Here is a 23,837-nt window from a genome sequence, read left to right as displayed (position 1 = left end):
TGAAACTTTGGAACTGTTACCAATATTAAGAGAAATATGTAGGAGGCACAGGGATGCTAGTAGTAAAAAAATTTGGCGGAACTTCCGTAGGGGATAAGGACCGTATCTTAAATGTTGCGAGAAGATGTATTGAGGATTATCGCAAAGGAAATGATGTAGTTGTTGTATTATCTGCCATGGGGAAAATGACAGATGAGTTAATTGCTAAGGCAAAAGAAATAAATCCGAATCCATCCAGAAGAGAAATGGATATGCTTTTGACAACCGGAGAGCAGACATCGGTATCTTTGATGGCAATGGCAATGGACCATCTGGGAGTTCCTGCGGTATCTTTAAACGCATTTCAGGTAGCAATGCATACAACTTCTGCATATAGTAATGCAAGAATCAAAAGAATTGATACAGATCGCATTATCAATGAACTGGAGCAGAGAAAGATTGTCATTGTGACAGGCTTCCAGGGTGTGGATCGATTTGACAATTATACAACCCTGGGCCGCGGAGGTTCTGACACAACAGCCGTTGCACTGGCGGCAGCGCTTCATGCCGATGCATGTGAAATTTATACAGATGTTGATGGTGTTTATACAGCGGATCCGAGAAAAGTGCCGATGGCGAAAAAACTGTCAGAGATTACTTATGATGAAATGCTTGAAATGGCTACTTTGGGAGCCGGAGTTCTTCATAATCGCTCTGTGGAGTTGGCAAAGAAACATGGCGTTTCTCTTGTGGTAAGATCCAGTCTGACCACAGAGGAAGGAACCGTTGTAAAAGAAAATGTAAAGAAAAAGGATGTAGAGATCAGCGGGGTTGCAGGAGACAATGATGCGGCAAGAATCGCAGTTCTCGGAATTCGTGATGTTCCTGGAATGGCATTTAAAATTTTTAATGTTCTGGCAAAGAAAAATGTTAACGTCGATATGATTCTGCAGTCTGTAGGACGTGCAGACAAGAAGGATATCTCATTTACTGTCAAGGAAGAAGATTTGGAGATTGCGGTGAATGCTTTGGAAGACTATCTTCCGGATCGATACTATGAGACGATCAATACCAGCAGGGAAATTGCAAAAGTATCCATTATCGGTGCAGGACTGCGCAATAATTATGGTATGGCAGCCCGGATGTTTCAGGCTCTGTATCAGGCGAATGTAAACATTCGCATGATTTCTACTTCTGAAATTCGTGTAACTGTTCTGGTAAATCGTGCGGATATGGAAAAGGCTATGGTTGCTGCACATGAAGCGTTTAAAATGTAAGGATAGTTTTCGAGAGTTTGTTCTGCGTTGTTGAAAAGTGCGGGCAGGTGAAAATAAAAAAGATCATCCGAAGAAGGTACGTTAAGCGTGCCTTTTTCTTTGTAATATAGGAAAGTTCGAGGCGTACCTGTCCGCTTTGTTTTTCTTTCGGATGAGAAGGTTGTATGATATAATAAACTTCATGCAAGACAGAAGCAAAAATTCGCAGAAGTAAGATAAAAGGGAGATAACAGATGAAACGAACAGATTATATTTCATGGGATCAGTATTTTATGGGAATTGCATTGTTGTCTGCTCAGCGCAGTAAAGACAATCACAGTCAGGTGGGAGCATGTCTGGTAAATGACAAAAATAAAATTTTATCTGTAGGATATAATGGGATGCCCATTGGATGTGATGATGATGATATGCCGTGGGAGAGAGAGGGAAATCCACTGGATACCAAATACTTTTATGTCTGCCACGCAGAGCTGAACGCAATTTTAAATTACAGCGGAGGTTCTTTGGAAGGAGCAAAAGTTTATGTCACATTGTTTCCGTGTAATGAATGTGCCAAAGCGATTATCCAAAGCGGAATGAAAGAAGTGATTTATATGCTGGATAAATATGCAGATACAGATGAAATTATTGCATCAAAAAAGATGTTTGACATGGCGGGTGTTGCTTATCGGCAATTTGTACCAAAAGGACAGGAGATCCAGCTGAAATTATAAGGGGAAGCTAATATTATGGATATAATTCAGATTTTACAGGAAGAGTTAGGAATTCAAAGAAGACAAGTAGAGACAACCATACAGTTGATTGATGAGGGCAATACAATTCCATTTATTGCCAGATACCGAAAGGAAATGACAGGGGCGTTAGATGATGAAACTTTGCGGAATTTTCATGAGCGTCTGCTTTATCTTCGCAATTTGGAAGATCGAAAGGAAACAGTCAAACATAGTATTGAGGAGCAGGGGAAATTAACAAAAGAACTGGAAAAACAAATTGACGAAGCGAAAACCCTGGTGGCAGTGGAAGATTTATATCGGCCATATAAGCAAAAAAAACGAACGAGAGCGATGATAGCCAAGGAGCAGGGACTTTTGCCCTTTGCGAATCTCATACTTTTTCAGAACTTAAATAGACCGGCGGAGCAGGAAGCAGAAGCGTTTCTAAATGAGGAGAAAGGTATCCATACAGCAGAGGATGCCATCAAGGGAGCTAAAGATATTTTAGCAGAGTCTATTTCTGATGATGCAAAATATCGCACATGGATTCGGAAGGCAACCTGGGATTATGGGAAAATCACCTCTACTGCAAAAAAGTCCGAGGAAGCTTCGGTGTTTGAAATGTATTATGACTTTGAAGAACCAATCAAAAAAATTGCGGGGTATCGAATTCTTGCCATGAACCGCGGGGAAAAAGAAGGAATTCTTCAGGTAAAAATTGAGCCTGACAATGCTAAGATTGCTTCATATCTGACCAGACAGATTATTACAAAGAAAAATGAATATACAACAAAAATTTTACTTTCTTCGATCGAGGACAGTTATAAGCGACTGATTGCTCCATCCATCGAGAGAGAAATTCGGAGCGAATTAACGGAACGTGCTTCTGCTGAGGCGATGAAAGTTTTCGGAAAGAATTTAACACAGCTTTTAATGCAGCCTCCGATTGCAGGTCAGGTTGTTCTTGGATGGGATCCGGCGTTTCGAACGGGATGTAAGCTTGCCGTTGTGGATACGACGGGAAAAGTATTGGATACCGTTGTAATTTATCCGACGGCACCGCAGAATAAGGTGGAGGAAGCCAAAAAGGTTGTAAAGAATCTTGTGGAAAAATATGGGATTACTCTGATTTCTATCGGGAACGGAACAGCGTCCAGAGAGTCGGAACAAATTGTTGTTGAAATGATCAAGGAAATGAAAGAGCCGATACAGTATGTTATCACCAATGAAGCCGGAGCGTCTGTTTATTCTGCCAGTAAACTGGCGGCTGAAGAATTTCCGAATTTTGATGTGGGACAAAGAAGTTCGGCTTCGATTGCTAGGCGGGTGCAGGATCCTTTGGCAGAATTGGTGAAAATTGAGCCAAAATCCATTGGTGTCGGTCAATATCAGCACGATATGAATCAAAAACAACTGGCGCAGGTTTTGGGAGGCGTTGTGGAGGCAGCGGTTAACAGAGTCGGCGTAGATTTGAACACAGCTTCGGCATCTTTGTTAGAGTATGTCTCCGGAATTTCTAAGGCCGTGGCAAAAAATATTGTGAAATACCGGGAAGAAAATGGCTCCTTCCAAAATCGTAAGGAACTTTTAAAAGTGCCGAAGCTTGGACCAAAGGCATTTGAGCAGTGCGCGGGATTTTTGCGGGTATTTGGAGGAAATCAGCCGTTGGATGCCACAGCAGTCCATCCGGAAACCTATCAGGAGACGGACAGTCTCTTAGAAAAGCTGGGTTATTCTAAAGAAGGATTATCCAAAGAAGGATTCCGGGGAATTCATCAAAAAATTTCGGATTACTGCCAGCTTTCTGAAGAACTTGGCATCGGAGAGATGACCTTGCGGGATATCGTAAAAGAACTTGAGAAGCCGGGAAGAGATCCAAGGGAAGATCTTCCAAAACCAATTCTTAGAACTGATGTATTGGAAATGGAAGATTTGAAGCCGGGAATGAAGTTAAAAGGAACTGTACGCAACGTCATAGATTTTGGTGCTTTTGTTGATATTGGAGTTCATCAAGACGGATTGGTTCATATTTCTCAGATGGCAGAGCGCTATATTAAACATCCGCTGGAGGTAGTCAGCGTCGGGGATGTGGTGGATGTTACGGTGTTAAGTGTTGATGAGAAGAAAAAAAGAATACAGCTGAGTATGCGTTCTGGAACGGGAAAAAACATGTAGTTTATGGGAATGAAGGAACGGGTTCCATTGGTTATATGTACCAGCCGCCGGAACAGGTAAGAATTTGTCCGGTCATATAGGAAGGAGCTGTGGCAGTATGATAAATCATCTGCGCAGCTTCTTTTGGGCTGGCAATATAGTCTGCAGGGATTTCTTCCCGGATCATGGCTGTTTCTTCCTCATTAAATTCCTGATTCATCTCTGTAGCAATCATTCCAAAGGCAACGGCATTAATTTGTACGTTACTGGGAGCAGCTTCTTTTGCCAAAGCCTTGGTGAATGCATTGACAGCCCCTTTTGTGGCAGAATACAAAGTTTCACAGGAAGCTCCGCGGGCGCCCCAAATGGAGGAAATATTGATAATTTTTCCGGCATGATTCTGTATCATATATGGAAGGATATATCTGCAGGCCGCAAACACCGAGATAAGATTGGTATGAAGGATTTGATCCCAATCCTCGGTGGTGGAGTCGGTAAACAGACCGGTAATGGAGATGGCAGCATTGTTAATCAGACAGTCGATGGAACCAAAGGTGTCAATAGAAGTTTCGATCATCTTTCGGACAAATTGCGGATCGCCAATATCACCTGAGAAAGACAGGATAGAAACATTCATTGCTGACAGTTCCTGTTCCAGCTGGAAAAGCTGATCGGTGTGACGGAATCCGTGGATGATCACATTCCAATGATGTTTGGCAAAAAAAATGGCAGTTTCTCGACCAATCCCCCGGGAACTGCCTGTAATCAATACAGTTTTCATAAAAAATACCTCTTTTTTTTCGTCATAGATTTCAAACTTAAGAAAAGCTTAAGCAGTTTTACATACAATTATAACACAGGGCTATGTTGAAATAAATCGAATAATTTGGTATACTGAACAAAGCTATGAAGGGAAGGAGCAGGGATATGGCAAGCGATAAAAGGAAAACATTAGGGGCGAAAGCCATAATTGCGAGAGTGATTGCAGTGGTTCTGGTGACCGGCATCGGGGCATCTGCAAGTTTTTTTGGCTTTAAAACCTATTTTGCAAATAAGTTAAAAAAAGATAAAAAAGCACAAATTGCCAGGCAATTAAAAGAAGAGAGCAAAGAACGGGTTGATGTGGGAATGGTGCAAGTGGGGAATTCCATTGTAATCCGAATTTACCATAATAAAAATCAGCAGATGATTTTTGTGCCGTTAAGATCCGATTTGGTTCTGACATTGAATGAGGAAGGTAAAAAGGCTGTGGAAGATGCTCTGGGAACGAATGTGGATACTGCCACAGTTTCAGATGTGGTAAAGTCCATGAAAAAAGACGGAAAGCTGATCAAGGAGCAGGTAGAAAAAACTCTTGGAATTTCTATTAATTCCTATGAGACGTTTACTCAGGACAAATTTGTAAAATTAGTAAATGATATTGGAGATGTTCAGGTAGATTTCTCTCAGGATGTTTCTTATACAGATGCTACCGATCAAAGCATTACTTTGGAAGCAGGAGAGAATGTCTTAAATGGCAATGCAGTTTATGCGATTTTAAATGATACGCAAATGTTTGAAGATAAGAATGATCAGGCGGAGATGATTGGTGAGGTGTGTGTCGCTCTTGCGGCAGAAGCAGACTCTAAACCTTTGTCAGATTACCGAGATTTCGTAAAAGATTATTATGAGGCTGCAAGTTCAAATACAAAATATGAGGACATATCCTCCTACTTAAAACGAATGCATGGAATAAAGAAAGATGATTTGAATTTTAAAGTTCTGGACGGAATAGAAAGTGACAGAAACTTCCATTTAGATGCTGCAGAGGCGAAGCGAGTTTTTGATGAGATTTTATCAGAAGAAGGCGATCTGGATTCTGCTCTGAATACTACAGAAGAAAGTACAGAGACTGCAGAGAAAAATTCTTCCAAGGAAATTTCTATTGAGATTCAGAATTCTACAAAAATTTCAGGACTTGCCGGGCAATGGAGAGACAAGCTTGCCAGCGACGGTTATACGGTTGGATCCATTAAAACCAACCGCCAGGGGACTTTGACTCAAACAAAAATTATCATTGCAGAAAAAGGAATGGGTCAGGATCTGAAAAACTATTTTAAAAATCCGGTTTATGAAGTTGGAACGGTGGATAGTGGTGCACAGATTTGTATTATTATCGGAACAGAGGATGAATTGTAAACAGAAAGTGGTTTTAGGATAGAATAAAAGCTGAAAACTTTTCCATACTAATAGAAAAAGAAGTATGGGAGAGTGTATCATGAGGCATTATGTAAAAATTGCAATCGGAACATTTTGTATGGCGGCTGCCACCAACACGGTTTTTATGCCCTTGGGAATTGTCACCGGGGGATTCAGCGGATTGGGCATTATCCTATGGGAGATGTTTCAGATCCCTCTGTGGGTGACAAATGCAGTACTGAATGTTCCGGTTTTTTTTGGCGCTTATTACTATAAGAAAAAAATGTTTTTTTGGAACACACTTTTTGGGGCAGCGGCGCTCTCTCTGTTTTTGGGAATCCTGCCCAGATTTTCTTTTTTTCCAAAAGATTTTTATGTGAATTTAATTTTGGGAAGTCTGCTCATGGGAATCGGCTTGGGAATTATATTGAAGGATGGCAGTTCTACAGGCGGGACCGATTTGCTGGCAACTCTGCTGAAAATTCAGTTTCCTCATGTCAGCATCGCAGTGCTGTTGGGAATTTTGGATGGAATCATTGTGTTTGCGGGAATTTTTGTTTTTGGAATCGAGAAGGTTTGTTATGCGCTGCTCTGTATTTATGGCATCACAAAGATTACCGATGTGGCAGCAGAGGGGCCGGGAATTTCAAAAATGGTACTGATTATCAGCAAGCAGCAGGAAAAAATCTCCCAAGAGATTCTCTATCATCAAGGAAGAGGTGTGACAAAAATTTTATCAGAGGGGGCTTATCATAAGAAACAGATGCCGATGCTTTTGTGCATTGTTTCAAAGAAAGAAATCTCTGAAATAAAGGAAATTGTCCGAAAATATGATCCAAACGCTTTTGTCATTATATCCGATGCAAGGGAGACAATTGGGGAAGGTTTTGTGGAGTTTCCACAATGATGTGTAAAAATAGCTAAATTTTTCTTTTTATTTTGGTGAAAATGCTGTATAGTATAAGAAAGGATTGAACGGTGTATACGAAAGGTTGATGGAGAATGATTTCAAATCAGATTTTACAGGAGACAATTAGTGGAATGAAAGATGTGACGGGAATCGATCTTTGTATTTTAGATTTATCCGGTCATGTCGTAGTAACAACAATGGAAGATCTGGAAGATCTGTCAGAACATGCACAGGAGTTTGCGGATTCTATGGCAGAAAGCCAGGTTGTTGATGGATTTCAGTATTTTAAGATTTTTGATGAGCAGAGATTGGAATATATTTTGCTGGTAAGTGGGATGAGTGAGAATGCATTTACCATTGGAAAGCTGGCAGTGATGCAGATTCAAAATCTTTTAACTGCATATAAGGAACGTTTGGATAAGGAAAATTTTGTAAAAAATTTGCTGCGGGATAATCTGCTTTTGGTGGATATCTATAATCGTTCCAAAAAGTTACATATAGAAGCGGAACAGCGAAGAGTCGCTTTTTTAATTCAGGCGGCGTATGAAAAAGAGCAGAATCTTTTGGAAGCAATGCGGGAAGTTGAGACGACGCAAGAATCCGACTTTATAACGGCTGTCGATGAAAAAAGCATTGTTTTTGTAACGCCGGTTTTGCCTGAAGATACACAAATTCAGTTTATTCTTCATGCAAAAGAGATTCAAAAAGGGTTAAAAGAATATGGAATTAAAGATGTCAAGATTGCCATAGGGAATGTTGCCGAGACGATTAAGGATGTCTCAAGATCTTATAAAGAAGCCCAGATTGCCTTGGATGTCAGCAAAATATTTTATGAGGAAGCGACGGTAATTGCTTACAATCAGTTGGGGATCGGAAGACTGATTTATCAGCTGCCTCTTCCATTATGTAAAATGTTTATTCGGGAAGTTTTTGGAGATTACTCGCCGGATTCCATTGATGCGGAAACCTTGGCGACCATTGATAAGTTTTTTGAAAATAATTTAAATGTCTCCGAAACTTCCAGACAATTATTTATTCATCGAAACACACTGGTTTACCGTCTGGATAAAATTCAAAAAAATACAAATTTAGATCTTCGGAATTTTGAAGATGCAATTGCTTTTAAAATTGCATTGATGGTAGTAAAATATATGAAACATATGGATACAATGGATTGAGGTTATGATTACATTAAATAACGTAACAAAAGAATACAAAAAAGGAAATGTCGGACTTGATCAGATTTCTCTGCAAATTGAGAAGGGAGAGTTTGTCTTTATTGTGGGAAAAAGCGGTTCCGGGAAGACAACGTTAATGAAGCTTCTTCAGAAGGAGCTGGAGCCTACCAGTGGAGAAATTGTTGTCAATGGACAAAATTACAGAAATTTAAAGCAGAGAAAGCTTCCAAAATTCCGGCGTCAGATGGGAATGGTATTTCAGGATTTTCGTCTGCTGAAGGATCGCACAATCTTTGAGAATGTTGCGTTTGCACAAAAGGTTGTTGAGGCGCCGAAACGTCATATGAAACGTCAGGTGATGGAGATGCTGGAGCTTGTGGGGCTAAAAGACCGCGTGAACGCACTGCCCAGTGAGTTGTCCGGAGGGGAGCAGCAAAGGGTGGCAATTGCCAGGGCTCTGGTAAATCATCCAGTGCTGCTGCTGGCAGATGAGCCTACCGGAAATTTAGATCCGGTCACAGCCAGGGAGATTATGAATTTGCTCTCGGATATTAATAAAAGCGGAACTACAGTACTTGTGGTCACTCATAACCGTGAATTGGTCAATGAGATGGGAAAACGCGTGGTGCTGCTGGACGACGGACATATTGAGCAGGACGAGATAAGGGGGTCTTATGATATTTAGAAGATTTGTATATGGAGTCCGAGAAGGAGCAAAAAATATTTTCAGAAATAAGATGTTTTCTCTGGCATCACTGGGAACCATTATTGCCTGTGTCTTTTTGCTTGGTGTTTTTTTATCGGTGATTCTGAATGTCCGTTCCACAGTGAGACAGATGGAGCGGTCGGTGGGAATTTCCGTTTTTTTTGAGGAAGGAATTTCAAAAGAGCGGAAAGAAGAGATCGGGAAAGAGATAAGAGAGAAAGAAGATATTGCCACGATGCGTTATGTGACGGCGGAGGAGGCGTGGGATACTTACAGAAAGGATGTATTTCAAGGAAACGAAGAACTGTTGGAAGGGTTTGAGGGAAAAAATCCTTTGGGGGAATCCGATTCTTATGAAATTACATTAAAAGAAGTCAAATCATATAAAGAGGTAACAGGTCAGCTTGAGAAAATTGACGGAGTCCGCAAAGTGCGCTATTCAGAAGGGGCTGCTGAGGGGATGACGAAGATGAATGTAATGGGAACTTACCTTGCAGCAGCGATTATTCTTATTTTAATGGGGGTTTCCATTTTCCTTGTCAGCAACACCGTATCCGTGGGGGTAGCTGTGCGGGAAGAAGAAATTGCAATTATGAAATTGATTGGAGCCTCCAATGGTTTTGTAAAAGCTCCGTTCCGCGCGGAAGGTATTTTGATTGGAATTTTGGGATCTGTAATTCCTGTCGGCGTTATTTGTGCAGGGTATGAGAGTATCATCACCTGGCTGAATGATAAGTTCCATGTGGTGACAGTGTTTATGAAATTTGTACCGATTCATGAAATTGTGATGTATTTGCTTCCGTTATCTTTGCTTGTAGGACTGGTAATCGGATTACTGGGAAGCTCAATTACAATCAGGAAGTATTTAAACGTATAGAAAGGGGTACCATGAAGAAGAGACATTTTGCAGCAGTTGTTTGTATTCTGACAATCGCAGCGGTGGGAAATCTGAGCTTTTTCGGAACAGTTTTTGCAAAGAATCAAAAGCAGAAGGTGAAGGAAGAAAATAAAGAATTGGCAAGCATTACACAAAAAATGGCGAATGAGGTCAAAGAGCTGGATGAAAAAATGCAAAAACGAAATGAGACTTATGAGAAATATAAGACGGAATTATCTTCTGTTCAAAAGGAACTGAACAAAACAAAAGAAGAGCTTCGGGAAGCAAAAGATTCCAAGCAGAAACAATACAAGATCATGAGCAAAAGAATAAAATTTCTATATGAGAACGGAAATATGGTCTATTTGGAAGCCGTTTTTGAGGCAAAAAATTTTCAGGAATTTCTCACAAGAGCAGAGTATGTATCAAAAATCTCCAAATATGATAGTAACATGTTTGCAAAATTGCAGAAAACAGAGAATAAGATTCAGGCAGAAAAGAAGAACCTCAAAAAAGAATATACAAGTATTGCCAAACTAACGGAGGATGCAAAGGGCGAAAAAGAGAAACTGGATCAGGCAGTGCAGGTAAAGAAACAGAAGATGGCTGAATATCAAAGGAAATTAGCTTCAAATAAAGCATTGTTGGCACAATATGAAGCCCAAGAGCGCCGTCAGGAAGAAATGGATGATGCATCGGCACAAGATTCTTCTTCCGGGGATTCTGCTTCCTCTGCAGATCAGGGAACATCTTCCGGTGGAGGTCATTCCAGTTCTTCGGGAACAGGGAGCTTTACGTGGCCGGTTCCGTCACTGCATAGTATCTCGTCAGGATATGGATATCGAATACATCCGGTGACCGGGGAGAGGAAACTTCACGCGGGGATTGATATTCCGTGTTCCACAGGAACATCCATTGTTGCCGCGGACGGAGGTAGGGTTACTGTAGCAGATTATAATTCCTACAATGGGAATTACATAAAAATCAAGCATGGCAATGGGATGGAAACCATGTATCTGCATTGTTCCAGACTTCTGGTATCTTCGGGGGCAAAAGTCAGCAAGGGGCAGACCATCGCAAAGTCGGGAGCTACCGGTATGGTAAGCGGAGCGCATCTTCATTTTGTGATAAAGAAAAACGGAAGCTATGTCAATCCAATGAACTATTTATAAATGACAGACCGGGAGGAATTTTAGCATGAAGAAGTTTTCAAAAATACTAGTTGGAAGTTTAGCTGTGATATGTCTTGTGGAGGGCTTTTTCTTATTCCGGGCATATGGATTTTCAGATGATTCTTTTTTTATAGCGCGCAAAGTGACTCGCATTGAGCAGATCATTGACCAATATTATAAAGGATCTGTAGATCAGGAAGAATTGGAAAAGGATACTTATCGGGGATTGGTTGCGGGTCTTGGGGATCCGTATTCTGCTTATTATTCAGAAGAAGATTTTGCGGAACTGGAGGAATCTACCAGCGGAGTGTATTACGGCGTTGGAATTTCTTTGACGCAGAATACCAAGACCGGCGTGATTACCGCTGTGAAAACCATAAAGGGAAGCCCGGCAGCCGGGACGGGAATAAAAAAAGGAGATATTTTAACTCAGGTGGATCACCATAAAGTGAAAAATACAGAGAGCCTGGATGAAGTGGTTAAAAAAATCAAAGGGGATGAGGGAACAAAAGTGTCATTAACTTTTCAGAGGGGATCTGCGGTAAAGACCTATTCCCTGACACGAAAGTCTGTGGAGAATCAGACCGTGGAAACAAAAATGCTGAAAAATCATATTGGATATCTTGCGATTGAGGAATTTGATGAGATTACCGTTTCTCAGTTTGAATCAGGATTGGAGAAATTAAAAAAACAGGGGGCAGAATCTTTGATCATTGATTTAAGAGATAATCCGGGAGGATTGTTGAAAAGCGTAACGGAGATTGCAGCCAAAATTCTTCCGAAAGGAACGATTGTTTATACAGAAGACAAAAATGGAAATAAACAATATTATAAAGACAAAGACAATGAGCAGCTTAATATGCCTCTGTGCGTGTTAACCAACGGAAACAGTGCCAGCGCGTCGGAGATTTTGGCGGGAGCTATCAAAGATCGGGGCGCAGGAACTTTAGTGGGTGAGAAAACCTTTGGAAAAGGGATTGTTCAGGGATTCTTTGATGTTGGGGACGGCTCTTATGTGAAATTAACATCTGCATCTTACTATACACCGGCAGGACATAACATTCATAAGAAAGGAATTCAGCCGGATGTAACGGTGAAAGATAATGAAAAAACCAAAACAGATGAACAGCTTCAGAGAGCAGTGGAAATTTTGAAATAGAAAAAATAATAAGATGAATTGATATGACTGGAAATGAAAAGTACAGAACAAACATTCGGTTTTGTTCTGTACTTTTATTTTATATTCTGATATAATGACAACAGAAATAGCAGATAATAGATTCATAGGAGGATTTTATGGATCATTTTGAATTAGTATCAGAATATGCACCGACCGGCGATCAGCCGCAGGCAATCGAAGCTCTGGTCAAAGGGTTTCGGGAAGGAAATCAGTTTGAAACGTTACTGGGAGTCACCGGCTCTGGTAAAACATTTACGATGGCGAACATTATACAGAAGTTAAATAAACCAACATTGATTCTAGCTCATAACAAGACGCTGGCAGCACAGCTGTACAGTGAGTTTAAGGCGTTTTTTCCACATAATGCAGTGGAATATTTCGTGAGCTATTATGATTATTATCAGCCGGAGGCATATGTTCCTTCAACAGATACCTATATTGAAAAAGATTCCTCTGTCAATGATGAGATTGATAAACTGCGCCATAGTGCTACGGCTGCGTTGATTGAGAGGAAGGATGTTATTGTAGTGTCCAGTGTATCCTGCATATACGGAATCGGAAATAAAGAAAGTTATACAGAAATGATGATTTCTTTGCGCCCGGGGATGATGAAGGATAGAGATCAGGTCATTGATGAATTGATTAATATTCAATATGTGCGAAATGAGCTGGATTTTAAGAGAGGAACCTTTCGGGTAAAAGGAGATGTGCTGGAAATTCTTCCGGTATCCACCTTTGAGGATGCCGTGCGCATTGAATTTTTTGGAGATGAGATTGACCGCATTGTGGAATTTGATATTCTGACAGGAGAAGTAAAAAGAAGTTTGAATTTCATTGCGATTTTTCCTGCGTCACATTATGTTGTGCCGCAGGAGCAGATTGAGCGGGCGATTCAGGGAATCAAAAAAGAGCTTGCACAGCAGGTAGAGTATTTTAAGGAACAGGAGCAGTTGATTGAGGCGCAGAGAATTGCGGAGCGAACCAATTTCGACATTGAGATGATGCGGGAGACAGGATTTTGTTCAGGAATTGAAAACTATTCCAGACATTTATCCGGACTTGCTCCGGGAGAGCCTCCGAATACATTGATCGACTTTTTCGGAGATGATTTTTTAATGATTATTGATGAATCGCATATTACAGTGCCCCAGATCGGCGGCATGTATTCCGGCGATCAATCCAGAAAATCCACATTGGTAGATTTCGGATTTCGTTTGCCATCGGCGAAAGATAACCGTCCTTTGGAATTTCAGGAGTTTGAGCAAAAGATCGATCAGATGTTGTTTGTTTCTGCAACGCCGGGGAAGTATGAAGCAGAGCATGAACTTTTAAGAGCAGAGCAGATTATACGCCCGACGGGATTGTTGGACCCATCCATTGATGTTCGGCCGGTGGCAGGACAGATTGATGACCTTCTGTCAGAAATTCACAGAGAGACAGAGAAGGGGCATAAGGTGCTTGTGACAACCCTGACGAAGCGAATGGCGGAAGAACTGACAGATTATATGCGGGAAGTGGGGATTCGTGTGAAATATCTTCATTCAGACATTGATACTTTAGAGCGAATAGAGATTGTCCGTGACCTGCGGATGAATGTATTTGATGTGCTGGTTGGAATTAATCTGCTAAGAGAGGGCTTAGATATACCGGAAATTACGCTTGTTGCAATTTTAGATGCAGACAAAGAAGGATTTCTGCGCTCTGAAACTTCTCTGGTTCAGACGATTGGCCGTGCCGCAAGAAACAGCGAGGGGCATGTTATCATGTATGCAGATACGATAACAGATTCCATGGAGGCTGCCATTTCAGAGACAAATCGAAGGCGGGGGATTCAAGATGATTACAATCGGCAGCATGGAATTATTCCGAAAACGATCCAAAAGGATGTGAGAGATTTGATTAAGATTTCAGATGATCATGAGGAGACTTCTTCCGGTTATGAAAAGGATATGGAATCTATGACCAAAAAGGAACTGAAAGAAATCATAGAGCGACTGACGAAAAAAATGAATCAGGCAGCGGCTGATTTAAACTTCGAGCTTGCCGCAGCACTTCGAGATGAATTAAAGGAATTCAAAATAGCATATAGAGATTATGATAACTAGGAGTAAACATGAAGAAAGAAATGATTCGCATTAAAGGAGCAAAAGAGAATAATTTAAAAAATATTGATCTGGAGATTCCAAGAAATCAATTTGTTGTTTTAACCGGATTAAGCGGTTCCGGAAAGTCTTCTCTGGCATTTGATACTATTTATGCAGAAGGGCAAAGGCGTTATATGGAGTCGCTGTCGTCTTATGCAAGGCAATTTCTGGGACAGATGGAAAAGCCTGATGTGGACAGTATTGAAGGTCTGTCACCGGCAATTTCCATTGATCAGAAATCCACAAATCGAAATCCAAGGTCTACGGTTGGGACCGTCACTGAGATCTATGACTATTTTCGATTATTATATGCGAGAATTGGAATTCCCCATTGTCCTAAATGTGGGAAACCCATTAGCAAGCAAACGGTGGATCAGATGGTAGACCGTCTGATGGAATTGGAAAATGGAACAAGGATTCAAATTTTAGCACCGATTGTCAGAGGAAGAAAAGGAGAGCATGCAAAAGTTTTTCAGACGGCAAAGAGAAGCGGATTTGTGCGCGTTCGTGTGGATGGCAATATCTATGATCTATCGGAAGAGATTCCTATGGAGAAAAATAAGAAGCATAATATTGAGATCGTAGTAGATCGTCTGGTGATCAAAGACGGGATTGAAAAACGAATGACAGATTCCATTGAGACAACGCTGGATTTGGCGGAGGGGCTTATGATGGTGGATGTGATAGGAGGAGAGGTTTTAAATTTCAGTCAAAGTTTTTCCTGTCCGGACTGCGGAGTCAGCATTGACGAGATTGAGCCGAGAAGTTTTTCCTTTAATAATCCGTTTGGTGCATGTCCGGTTTGTCACGGGCTGGGATATAAAATGGAATTTGATGTGGATTTGATGATTCCGGATCCCAAATTAAGTATTGACGAAGGGGCAATTCAGGTTCTTGGCTGGCAGTCTTGTACCGATAAAAAGAGCTATACAAGGGCAATTTTGGATGCTCTTGCAAGAGAATACCAGTTTGATTTGTCGATGCCGTTTCAAGACTATCCCAAAGAGATAAAAGATCTTCTTTTGTACGGAACCGGGGGCAGAGAAGTAAAAGTCCACTATCGAGGACAGAGAGGGGAAGGAGTCTATGATGTAGCCTTTGAGGGAATTATCCGAAATGTAGGAAGGCGGTATCGGGAATCTTCTCAATCTATGAAAGCAGAATATGAGTCTTATATGACAATTACTCCGTGCGAAGAATGTCATGGCCAGCGTTTGAAGGCAGAATCCCTTGCCGTGACGGTTGCAGGAAAGAATATTGCCGAAATGTGCGAGATGTCTGTGGGAACGATGGTGGAGTTTTTGGAGACGATGGAATTGACAGAGCGTCAAAAGTTAATTGGAGAACAGGTATTAAAAGAAATCAGGGCAAGAATCGGCTTTTTAAACGATGTGGGATTGGATTACCTGACTCTGTCAAGAGCGACCGGGACTCTGTCCGGAGGTGAGGCACAGAGAATTCGACTGGCGACACAGATTGGTTCGGGATTGGTCGGAGTTGCTTATATTCTCGATGAACCGAGTATCGGTCTTCATCAAAGAGATAATGATAAGCTCATCCGTACACTGAAAAATTTAAGAGATCTGGGCAATACCTTAATTGTAGTAGAACACGATGAGGATACAATGTTGGCGGCAGATCATATTGTAGATATCGGTCCGATGGCGGGAGAGCATGGCGGGCAGGTGATTGCTCAGGGCACTGCAAAACAGATTATGAAAAATAAGAATTCTATAACAGGAGCATATTTAAGCGGAAGAATTCAAATTCCGGTTCCAAAAGAAAGAAGAAAGCCGAGCGGATTTTTGAAAATTCTGGGAGCAGCGGAAAATAATCTGAAAAATATTGATGTTCAGATACCTTTGGGGATATTTACCTGTGTAACCGGTGTGTCGGGATCGGGAAAAAGTTCCCTTGTAAATCAGATTTTATATAAACGTTTAGCGAAGGAGTTGAATCGTGCAAAGACAAAGCCGGGGGCACACAGGGGAATGGAAGGGTATGAACAGCTGGACAAGATCATTGCCATAGATCAGTCTCCGATTGGGCGTACTCCAAGATCAAATCCGGCAACTTATACCGGCGTATTTGATCAGATACGAGAACTGTTTGCGATGACAAAAGATGCAAAAGCAAAGGGATATCATAAGGGCAGATTTAGTTTTAATAAAAAAGGGGGACGATGCGAGGCTTGTGCCGGAGACGGAATTATTAAAATTGAAATGCATTTTTTGCCGGATGTTTATGTACCCTGTGAGGTCTGCAGCGGAAAGCGATATAATCGTGAAACTCTGGAGGTAAAATACAAAGGAAAGAGTATCTATGATGTATTGAACATGACGGTAGAGGAAGCCTGTGATTTCTTCTCAAACCTTCCGTCGATCAGCCGGAAGATGGAAACCCTGCGGGATGTGGGACTCGGCTATATTCGGCTTGGACAGCCTTCTACAGAATTGTCAGGAGGAGAAGCGCAGAGAATTAAACTGGCTTCCGAACTGAGCAAACGAAGTACCGGAAAAACTATTTACATTTTAGATGAACCGACAACGGGACTTCATTTTGCGGATGTTCATAAACTGGTGGATATTTTAGGAAAATTAACAGAAGGCGGCAACACCGTGATTGTCATTGAGCACAATTTAGAGGTTATAAAAACTGCGGATTATATTATTGATATGGGACCGGAAGGAGGAGATAAAGGAGGAACGGTTGTGACGCAGGGAACTCCTGAGGAGATTGTAAAGACAGAAGCGTCTTATACCGGGCAATATTTGAAAAAATATTTGCAGGATATGTCCATTCGGTCGGAAGAGACCTGTGAGAAATAGAAGCAGGAATTTTTTGGGGAAATACAAAAAAGAGCGCTCCGACCGCTGAAAAAGCAATTGGTTGGGAGCGCTTTTTTGCATAACAAAGGTTAGAATTTTAAGGTTCCATTTGTTTTCCGAGAAAATCGGCACCGATTTTAGTAATCATCAGATCTTGATCGGTCAGTGGTCCTTCATTGGATAAAATGCACATTAATCCAATGGCGTCTCCTTCGGAAATAATTGTAGAAAAGGCAATTTCAACGAATTCTTCCGGGAAGTCAGAGATTAAAGGGAAAAAATCAGAATCTTTGCGCCCGGCAATGAATTGTTTTCGATCGTGCAGGGCTTCTTCCGCTTTTTCGTGAAGTATTTTTCCGATGAGTTTTTTTCCATTTGGCCCTGAGGCGGCAATGATAGAATCCTGGTCGCAAATACATACTGTATGTGGAAGCGACGCGGCGATGGCGTCCGTATACTGTTTTGCAACAACGCCCATCTCCCCGATCGGGGAATATTTTTTCAAAATAATGCTTCCATCTCTTTCAGTAAATATTTCCAAGGGGTCGCTTTCCCGAATATGCATTGTCTTTCGGATTTCTTTTGGAATGACAATTCGACCAAGGTCATCGATTCTTCTTACAATACCTGTAGCTCTCATTCTTATGATCCTCCATCATATTATTTTCGTGTATGAGCATAGTATTTGTAAAAACATTGGTTTTATACTCCAGATTATGCTATAATATCTCATTAATAGAGAAAAGGAGAAGAATTATGAAATTTCATACACAGTTAACTGCCAAAGACATTTTTAAATTCTCTTTGGCGTACACATATCTTGGAATTCCAGGAATTTTACCGGTACTGATTGTGCTTACCGGAATTTATTTAATTGTCACAGGACTGATTCATGGAAATGCATCCAGCAATGTTTTGTTTGGGGTTGTGATGATTGTGTTATTTGCGATTGTGAACCCTGTTATGCTTTATATCAAGGCAAAAAAACAAGCCATCGAAAATCCGATCTATCAGGTAAAGACGTATTATACAATTCAGAAGGAAGGAATTTTCGTAGAGATAGGAGAAGAAAATGCCTTAATTGAATGGAATCGAATCTTAAAAATGAATTATTTTATGGGAATTTATATTTTATATACAGGAGCGAAACAAGCCTTTGTATTTCCGCAGGAGTCTTTGGGGGCTGAAAAAGATCAGATGGTTGAGCAAATGAAAGGATTCATAAAAGAGGCGAGAGGACAAAAGAAAGGTTCCGGTCCGGCTAAGATTTCTAAATATACCAAGATCAGCGATGAAGCGGACGCGTCTGAGGATGTTCGGGAAAAAGAGTAAAGGAGCAGCAGATGATTGTACAGAGTTTTAGCGCCGAAGATACGTTTCGTCTGGGACAAGAAGTCGGCAGAAAAGCAGAGCCCGGGGATATCATTTGTTTATATGGAGATCTCGGTGTTGGAAAAACGGTCTTTACCAAGGGTCTGGCAGAAGGACTTGGAATTTGCGAGCCGATTCAAAGTCCCACATTTACCATTTTGAGAGAATATCATGAAGGAAGGCTTCCTTTCTATCATTTTGACGTATATCGGATTGGTGATCTTGAAGAAATGGATGAGATTGGATATGAGGATTACGTTTATGGAGATGGAATTTGTCTGATTGAGTGGGCGAATCTCATTGATGAAATTTTGCCGGAGCATTATCTGAAAATTACAATTCAAAAGGATTTGGAACGGGGCTTTGATTATCGTGAAATTGAGATGGAGGAGTTATAGATGAAATTATTGGTATTAGACAGCTCCGGTCTGGTAGCTTCTGTGGCATTGATTGAGGATGATCGACTAATTGCAGAGTATACCACCGGAAATAAACTGACTCATTCTCAGACGCTTTTGCCCATGCTGAATGAAGTGATCAGACGGACATCGTTTGAGATGGAAGAAATTGATGCAGTTGCCGTTGCGATGGGACCAGGATCTTTTACGGGACTGCGAATCGGAGCTGCCACAGCGAAGGGACTTGGATTGGCGTTCAAGAAACCGGTGATTCCAGTTCCGACGGTGGACGGACTTGCTTACCAGCTTTTTGGAGTCACAAATTTGATTTGCCCGATGATGGATGCTCGTCGAAAGCAGATTTATACAGGATTTTATCGGTTTGAGGGGTCTGAGATGAAAGTTCTCAAGGAACAGTGTGCTCAAAGCGTAGAAGATACTTTGATCCAATTAAAAGAGTATGGGGAACCGGTTATTTTTTTAGGCGATGGAGTTCCTGTGTATCGGTCAGAAATTGAAACCTGTATGAAGGATCTGGCTATCTTTGCCCCTGCTCATGCAAACCGACAGAGAGCCGGAGCAGTAGGCGCGCTGGCAGAAATATATTTTCAAAAGGGAAAATACATGGATGCAGATCAATTTGTTCCGGAGTATTTAAGAAAATCGCAGGCAGAGCGGGAAAGAGAAGAGAGAATTCATGGACAAGGCTAAGGCGACTGCAAGAGAATGGCATGTACATAAGGCGCTGCCGGAGGAGCTGCCTATGGTTGCGGAAATTGAGAAGCTTTCTTTTCATAAACCGTGGAGTCTGCTGAGTATCGAATCGTTCTATCGAAAGAAAACCAGTGATATTTTTGTTTGGAGAGATCGAAACCGAATTAGCGGTTATATTATGGCAGAACATGTTTTGGAGCAAGCTGAAATTCAGAGAATTGCGATTGTTCCGTTTATTCGGAAGATGGGAATCGGGACGCTTTTATTTGAGGAATTCAGAAAAAGATACCGGGCGCTTGGTGTAGAAACAATTTATCTCGAGGTTCGGAAATCAAATATTGCTGCGAGAAATTTTTACAAAAAATGTGGATTTGAAGAATACGGGCAAAGACCTAAATATTATACAGACCCAATTGAGGACGCGGTTCTGATGTTTTGGGATGACCCAAATCCGGGCCAATCATTACCAGTGGATTTTTGTAATCCTGCTCTTTATAATGAGGATTGTAAGGAGGAGAATGAGATGAAGTGTAATGTGTGTGGAAGTCCATTAAACGAAAAAACAGATTTTATTGCAGTAGAAAAAGAGTGGGGATATTTTTCTGAAAAAGATACGGAAATTCATAAATTTAAAATTTGCGAAAAATGCTATGATCGTATCCGGAAAGAATTTAAAATTCCCCCGATTGTAACTGAAAAAAATGAAGTGTTATCATAAAGGATGATTTATGTTAGATGTATGTTTGTTGGGGACCGGGGGCATGATGCCCCTTCCATATCGAAAGTTAACAGCGTGTATGACAAGATTTAACGGGCATAGCCTTTTGATTGATTGTGGGGAAGGAACACAAGTGGGGATCAAAGAGCGAGGATGGAGTGTAAAGCCGTTGGACGCCATTTGCTTGACGCATTTTCATGCGGATCATGTCAGCGGTTTGCCGGGATTGCTTTTAACCCTGGGGAATGCAGAGCGAACAGAGCCTCTGTTGGTGATCGGACCAAAAGGTGTAAGAAATGTTGTGAATTCTTTAAGGATTATAGCGCCTGAACTTCCGTTTTCCATTGAATTTTATGAGTTGACAAAAAAGGAACATACGATTGAAATGAATGGATATCGTCTGGAGGCTTTTCAGGTGAAGCATAATGTGCCCTGCTATGGATATAGTATGGTGATACCCCGTGCAGGCAAATTTGATCCTGAAAAGGCTAAGGCGAATAATATTCCTATGAAATATTGGAACCGTCTGCAAAAAGGAGAGACTTTGAAAGACGAAACCGGGCGCATTTTAACCAGTGATTTGATTTTGGGCGAGCCGCGGCAGGGAATTAAATTGACGTATTGTACAGATACAAGACCTGTTCCGGCAATTTCCGAGCATGCAGCCGGAGCAGATCTCTTTATCTGTGAGGGAATGTATGGTGAGGATGGCAAGGAGAAAAAGGCAAGGGAATATAAGCATATGACATTTTATGAGGCAGCCTGTCTTGCAAAAGAGGCCAAGGTCAAAAAACTTTGGCTGACGCATTACAGTCCGTCCTTGATTCGCCCCGAAGAATTTATGGAGAAGGTTCGTAATATTTTTCCGAGAGCGGCAGCCGGAAAAGACGGAAAGACAGTGACTTTGGATTTTTATGAGGAATAGGAGTAGGAGTACGGAATGGAAGGTAGAATTAAAATTTTAGCAATTGAGTCTTCCTGTGATGAAACTGCAGCAGCAGTTGTTGAAAATGGAAGGACTGTAAAGTCTAATATAATTTCATCTCAGATCGAACTGCATAAACTCTATGGTGGTGTTGTTCCGGAGATTGCATCCAGAAAACATGTAGAGAAGATAAATTATGTCATAAAAGAGGCATTGACAGAAGCGGGAGAAACACTGGATACTATAGATGCCGTTGCAGTAACCTATGGTCCCGGACTGGTTGGCGCACTGTTGGTGGGAGTGGCAGAGGCAAAAGCAATTGCATTTGCAAAACAAAAACCGTTGGTTGGAGTGCATCATATTGAAGGGCATATTTGTGCAAACTATATAGAACACCCGGATCTGGAACCACCGTTTTTATGTTTGGTTGTTTCAGGAGGACATACTCATTTAGTTGATGTGAAAGCGTATGGAACCTATGAGATTATTGGATGCACAAGAGATGATGCGGCGGGTGAAGCTTTTGATAAAGTGGCGCGTGCAATTGGTCTTGGATATCCGGGAGGACCTAAAATAGAAGCCCTCGCAAAAGAAGGAGACAAAGAGGCGATTGCCTTTCCAAGGGCAAAAGTAAACGATTCTAAGATGGATTTTAGTTTTAGCGGGCTAAAATCAGCAGTATTAAATTATTTAAATCATTGTGAAATGAAGGGGGAAACTGTAAAGAAAGCAGATGTGGCTGCATCTTTTCAGGAGGCAGTGGTAGATGTTTTAAGTTCTCATGCAGTGGAAGCGGCGAATGAACTGGGCTATCAAAAACTGGCAATTGCAGGAGGAGTAGCTTCCAACGGGGCATTTCGCGATAAAATGAAAGAGCGCTGTCAGAGAGCAGGAATTCAGTTTTATCACCCCTCTCCTATTTTTTGTACAGATAATGCAGCCATGATCGGGGTATGCGGATATTATGATTATATCAATGGTGTAAGAAGCGGTTGGGAATTAAATGCGGTGCCTGGATTAAAAATCGGGACCAGACAGGGGTAAGCTATGAGAGAAAAGATTGTAGCCATTGTTCTTGCTGCCGGGGAAGGAAAAAGAATGGGCAGCGGAATTCCAAAGCAATATATGCTGATCAAATCACGGCCGTTGGTGTATTATGCTTTAAAGGCGTTTGAGGAGAGTCCGGTTGACGAGGTAATTCTTGTCACAGGCGGGGATGAAATTGATTATTGCAAAAAATATATTGTAGAGCGCTACCATTTTGATAAGGTGACAAAAATTATAGCGGGCGGATCTGAGCGTTATGAATCAGTTCATTGCGGACTGCAGGCGATTGATCAGGCGGATTATGTATTGATTCATGATGGGGCACGTCCGATGATTCATGTTCATCTGGTCCGAAAGTGCATTCGTTATGTAAGGGAATACCGGGCGTGTGTGGTAGGAATGCCGTCAAAAGATACAATCAAGGTTGTCGATGAGGAGCAATATGCCATTCGGACTCCGGAACGAAAGCTGTTATGGCAGGTTCAGACTCCGCAATGCTTTGAATTCGACCTGGTAAAAAAAGCTTATGAGAAATGCATAGAATGTGGAGATACAACCGTTACAGATGATGCAATGGTTGTTGAAACTTATGCAAAGGTTCCAGTAAAATTATTTGAAGGCGGATATGATAATATTAAGATTACGACACCGGAAGACATGAGAATTGCAGGAAGTCTTGTCAAGGCGCGTAAAGTGTTGAGAGTGCTCCATACAATCCATGATAAAATGATTTATGTGCAGATGAAACTATATCAGAGGCACTATAAAACAAAAAAAGTAGAAAAATAAAAAAAGTTTGAAAAACATGTTGACAAATAGTTTCTGTCTTGGTATTATATACAAGTCGTCGCAAGAGAGACGGAAGCAATGACAACATATATTTATTGTCTGGAGAGGTATCGAAGTGGTCATAACGAGGCGGTCTTGAAAACCGTTTGTCCGCAAGGGCGCGTGGGTTCGAATCCCACCCTCTCCGTTTATCATGGAAATGATATCAACCCTTGGAGAAGTACCCAAGTGGCTGAAGGGGCTCGCCTGGAAAGTGAGTAGGTCGTTAATAGCGGCGCGAGGGTTCAAATCCCTCCTTCTCCGTTTGGATATGATCCATAGCTGCGAGAAAGTTCTTGACAAGTTGAGAAAAAAGAAGTAAGATATAAAAGTTGCTGTCGCTTGGGAAAGTTGAACAGGACAAAATATCGAAAAAAGTTCTTGACAAACAAAGAACGAAGTGGTAAAATAAGGAAGCTTCTTATCAGAAGCGGACGAAAAGATGGCGAAGGATGCTTTGCTTCATGCCATCTGCCAAAGGAACTTTGACAACTAAACAATAAGACAACCTTGAAAATTCTAAGAGATTTTCAGATCGGT

The 23,837-nt window shown here is 41.3% G+C and carries 21 protein-coding genes and 2 tRNA genes; 21 read left to right on the top strand and 2 right to left on the bottom strand.

What is annotated here, in order from left to right; translation table 11 throughout:
* Window positions 1-53: 53 nt before the first annotated feature.
* From AC27EF_RS05540 to AC27EF_RS05530, 3 genes are all read left to right on the top strand, one after another.
* The gene (locus AC27EF_RS05540; RefSeq protein WP_487109454.1) at window positions 54-1,256 is read left to right on the top strand and encodes an aspartate kinase; all 1,203 of its coding nucleotides are present in this window, start codon (window positions 54-56) and stop codon (window positions 1,254-1,256) included.
* A 233-nt stretch (window positions 1,257-1,489) separates the two neighbouring features.
* The gene (locus AC27EF_RS05535) at window positions 1,490-1,969 is read left to right on the top strand and encodes a deoxycytidylate deaminase (protein WP_487109453.1); all 480 of its coding nucleotides are present in this window, start codon (window positions 1,490-1,492) and stop codon (window positions 1,967-1,969) included.
* Between the two features lie 15 nt (window positions 1,970-1,984).
* The gene (locus AC27EF_RS05530; RefSeq protein ID WP_487109452.1) at window positions 1,985-4,144 is read left to right on the top strand and encodes a Tex family protein; all 2,160 of its coding nucleotides are present in this window, start codon (window positions 1,985-1,987) and stop codon (window positions 4,142-4,144) included.
* Between the two features lie 31 nt (window positions 4,145-4,175).
* Here AC27EF_RS05530 and ymfI read toward each other — a convergent pair whose 3' ends face one another.
* Entirely contained in the window at window positions 4,176-4,904 is a 729-nt protein-coding gene (gene ymfI / locus AC27EF_RS05525; protein WP_487109451.1) for an elongation factor P 5-aminopentanone reductase, read from the bottom strand.
* A gap of 146 nt (window positions 4,905-5,050) precedes the next feature.
* On the opposite strand from ymfI, the gene AC27EF_RS05520 reads away from it, so the two are divergent.
* From AC27EF_RS05520 to uvrA, 9 genes are all read left to right on the top strand, one after another.
* Window positions 5,051-6,301 carry an LCP family protein gene (locus AC27EF_RS05520; protein ID WP_487109450.1) on the top strand — a complete coding sequence of 417 codons (1,251 nt, stop codon included), beginning with the start codon at window positions 5,051-5,053 and terminating at the stop codon, window positions 6,299-6,301.
* Window positions 6,302-6,380: 79 nt separating this feature from the next.
* The gene (locus AC27EF_RS05515; RefSeq protein WP_487109449.1) at window positions 6,381-7,208 is read left to right on the top strand and encodes a YitT family protein; all 828 of its coding nucleotides are present in this window, start codon (window positions 6,381-6,383) and stop codon (window positions 7,206-7,208) included.
* 95 nt (window positions 7,209-7,303) lie between these two features.
* Window positions 7,304-8,389, top strand: coding sequence for a PucR family transcriptional regulator (locus tag AC27EF_RS05510; protein ID WP_487109447.1), 1,086 nt, complete (start codon window positions 7,304-7,306; stop codon window positions 8,387-8,389).
* A gap of 4 nt (window positions 8,390-8,393) precedes the next feature.
* Window positions 8,394-9,074 (top strand): cell division ATP-binding protein FtsE, encoded by a 681-nt coding sequence (ftsE, locus tag AC27EF_RS05505; protein WP_487109446.1) that lies wholly within the window; start codon window positions 8,394-8,396, stop codon window positions 9,072-9,074.
* The gene (gene ftsX, locus AC27EF_RS05500; RefSeq protein ID WP_487109445.1) at window positions 9,064-9,972 is read left to right on the top strand and encodes a permease-like cell division protein FtsX; all 909 of its coding nucleotides are present in this window, start codon (window positions 9,064-9,066) and stop codon (window positions 9,970-9,972) included. Before ftsE ends, ftsX begins: the two co-directional genes overlap by 11 nt.
* 11 nt (window positions 9,973-9,983) lie before the next feature.
* Entirely contained in the window at window positions 9,984-11,144 is a 1,161-nt protein-coding gene (locus tag AC27EF_RS05495) for a murein hydrolase activator EnvC family protein (protein ID WP_487109443.1), read from the top strand.
* A gap of 25 nt (window positions 11,145-11,169) precedes the next feature.
* Window positions 11,170-12,303 carry a S41 family peptidase gene (locus AC27EF_RS05490; protein ID WP_487109442.1) on the top strand — a complete coding sequence of 378 codons (1,134 nt, stop codon included), beginning with the start codon at window positions 11,170-11,172 and terminating at the stop codon, window positions 12,301-12,303.
* A gap of 137 nt (window positions 12,304-12,440) precedes the next feature.
* Window positions 12,441-14,429, top strand: a complete 1,989-nt coding sequence (gene uvrB, locus AC27EF_RS05485) for an excinuclease ABC subunit UvrB (RefSeq protein ID WP_487109441.1) — start codon at window positions 12,441-12,443, stop codon at window positions 14,427-14,429.
* An 8-nt stretch (window positions 14,430-14,437) separates the two neighbouring features.
* A complete protein-coding gene (uvrA, locus tag AC27EF_RS05480; RefSeq protein ID WP_487109440.1) occupies window positions 14,438-17,296 on the top strand; it encodes an excinuclease ABC subunit UvrA in 2,859 nt (952 codons plus the stop codon).
* 97 nt (window positions 17,297-17,393) lie between these two features.
* On the opposite strand, the gene AC27EF_RS05475 is transcribed toward uvrA, so the two are convergent.
* Window positions 17,394-17,936, bottom strand: a complete 543-nt coding sequence (locus tag AC27EF_RS05475) for a stage V sporulation T C-terminal domain-containing protein (RefSeq protein ID WP_487109439.1) — start codon at window positions 17,934-17,936, stop codon at window positions 17,394-17,396.
* Between the two features lie 116 nt (window positions 17,937-18,052).
* Here AC27EF_RS05475 and AC27EF_RS05470 point away from each other — a divergent pair, with 116 nt between their 5' ends.
* From AC27EF_RS05470 to AC27EF_RS05430, 9 genes are all read left to right on the top strand, one after another.
* Entirely contained in the window at window positions 18,053-18,628 is a 576-nt protein-coding gene (locus AC27EF_RS05470; RefSeq protein ID WP_487109438.1) for a YcxB family protein, read from the top strand.
* Between the two features lie 11 nt (window positions 18,629-18,639).
* Window positions 18,640-19,065, top strand: coding sequence for a tRNA (adenosine(37)-N6)-threonylcarbamoyltransferase complex ATPase subunit type 1 TsaE (gene tsaE / locus AC27EF_RS05465; RefSeq protein ID WP_487109436.1), 426 nt, complete (start codon window positions 18,640-18,642; stop codon window positions 19,063-19,065).
* A complete protein-coding gene (tsaB, locus tag AC27EF_RS05460; protein WP_487109435.1) occupies window positions 19,066-19,776 on the top strand; it encodes a tRNA (adenosine(37)-N6)-threonylcarbamoyltransferase complex dimerization subunit type 1 TsaB in 711 nt (236 codons plus the stop codon). It begins immediately after the preceding gene.
* Complete coding sequence (rimI, locus tag AC27EF_RS05455) at window positions 19,763-20,497, top strand: ribosomal protein S18-alanine N-acetyltransferase (protein WP_487109434.1); 735 nt, start codon at window positions 19,763-19,765, stop codon at window positions 20,495-20,497. The genes tsaB and rimI overlap by 14 nt, the downstream gene beginning before the upstream one ends.
* 10 nt (window positions 20,498-20,507) lie before the next feature.
* Complete coding sequence (locus tag AC27EF_RS05450) at window positions 20,508-21,422, top strand: ribonuclease Z (RefSeq protein WP_487109433.1); 915 nt, start codon at window positions 20,508-20,510, stop codon at window positions 21,420-21,422.
* A 15-nt stretch (window positions 21,423-21,437) separates the two neighbouring features.
* Window positions 21,438-22,466 carry a tRNA (adenosine(37)-N6)-threonylcarbamoyltransferase complex transferase subunit TsaD gene (gene tsaD, locus AC27EF_RS05445; protein ID WP_487109432.1) on the top strand — a complete coding sequence of 343 codons (1,029 nt, stop codon included), beginning with the start codon at window positions 21,438-21,440 and terminating at the stop codon, window positions 22,464-22,466.
* 3 nt (window positions 22,467-22,469) lie between these two features.
* Window positions 22,470-23,258, top strand: a complete 789-nt coding sequence (ispD, locus tag AC27EF_RS05440; protein WP_487109431.1) for a 2-C-methyl-D-erythritol 4-phosphate cytidylyltransferase — start codon at window positions 22,470-22,472, stop codon at window positions 23,256-23,258.
* A 101-nt stretch (window positions 23,259-23,359) separates the two neighbouring features.
* Window positions 23,360-23,445 (top strand) — tRNA-Ser (locus AC27EF_RS05435).
* A 27-nt stretch (window positions 23,446-23,472) separates the two neighbouring features.
* A tRNA-Ser gene (locus tag AC27EF_RS05430) sits at window positions 23,473-23,561 on the top strand.
* The last annotated feature ends 276 nt before the right edge of the window (window positions 23,562-23,837 follow it).

Source organism: Anaerostipes stercorihominis (assembly GCF_057535655.1).
This window is presented reverse-complemented; position numbering and strand designations above follow the sequence as displayed.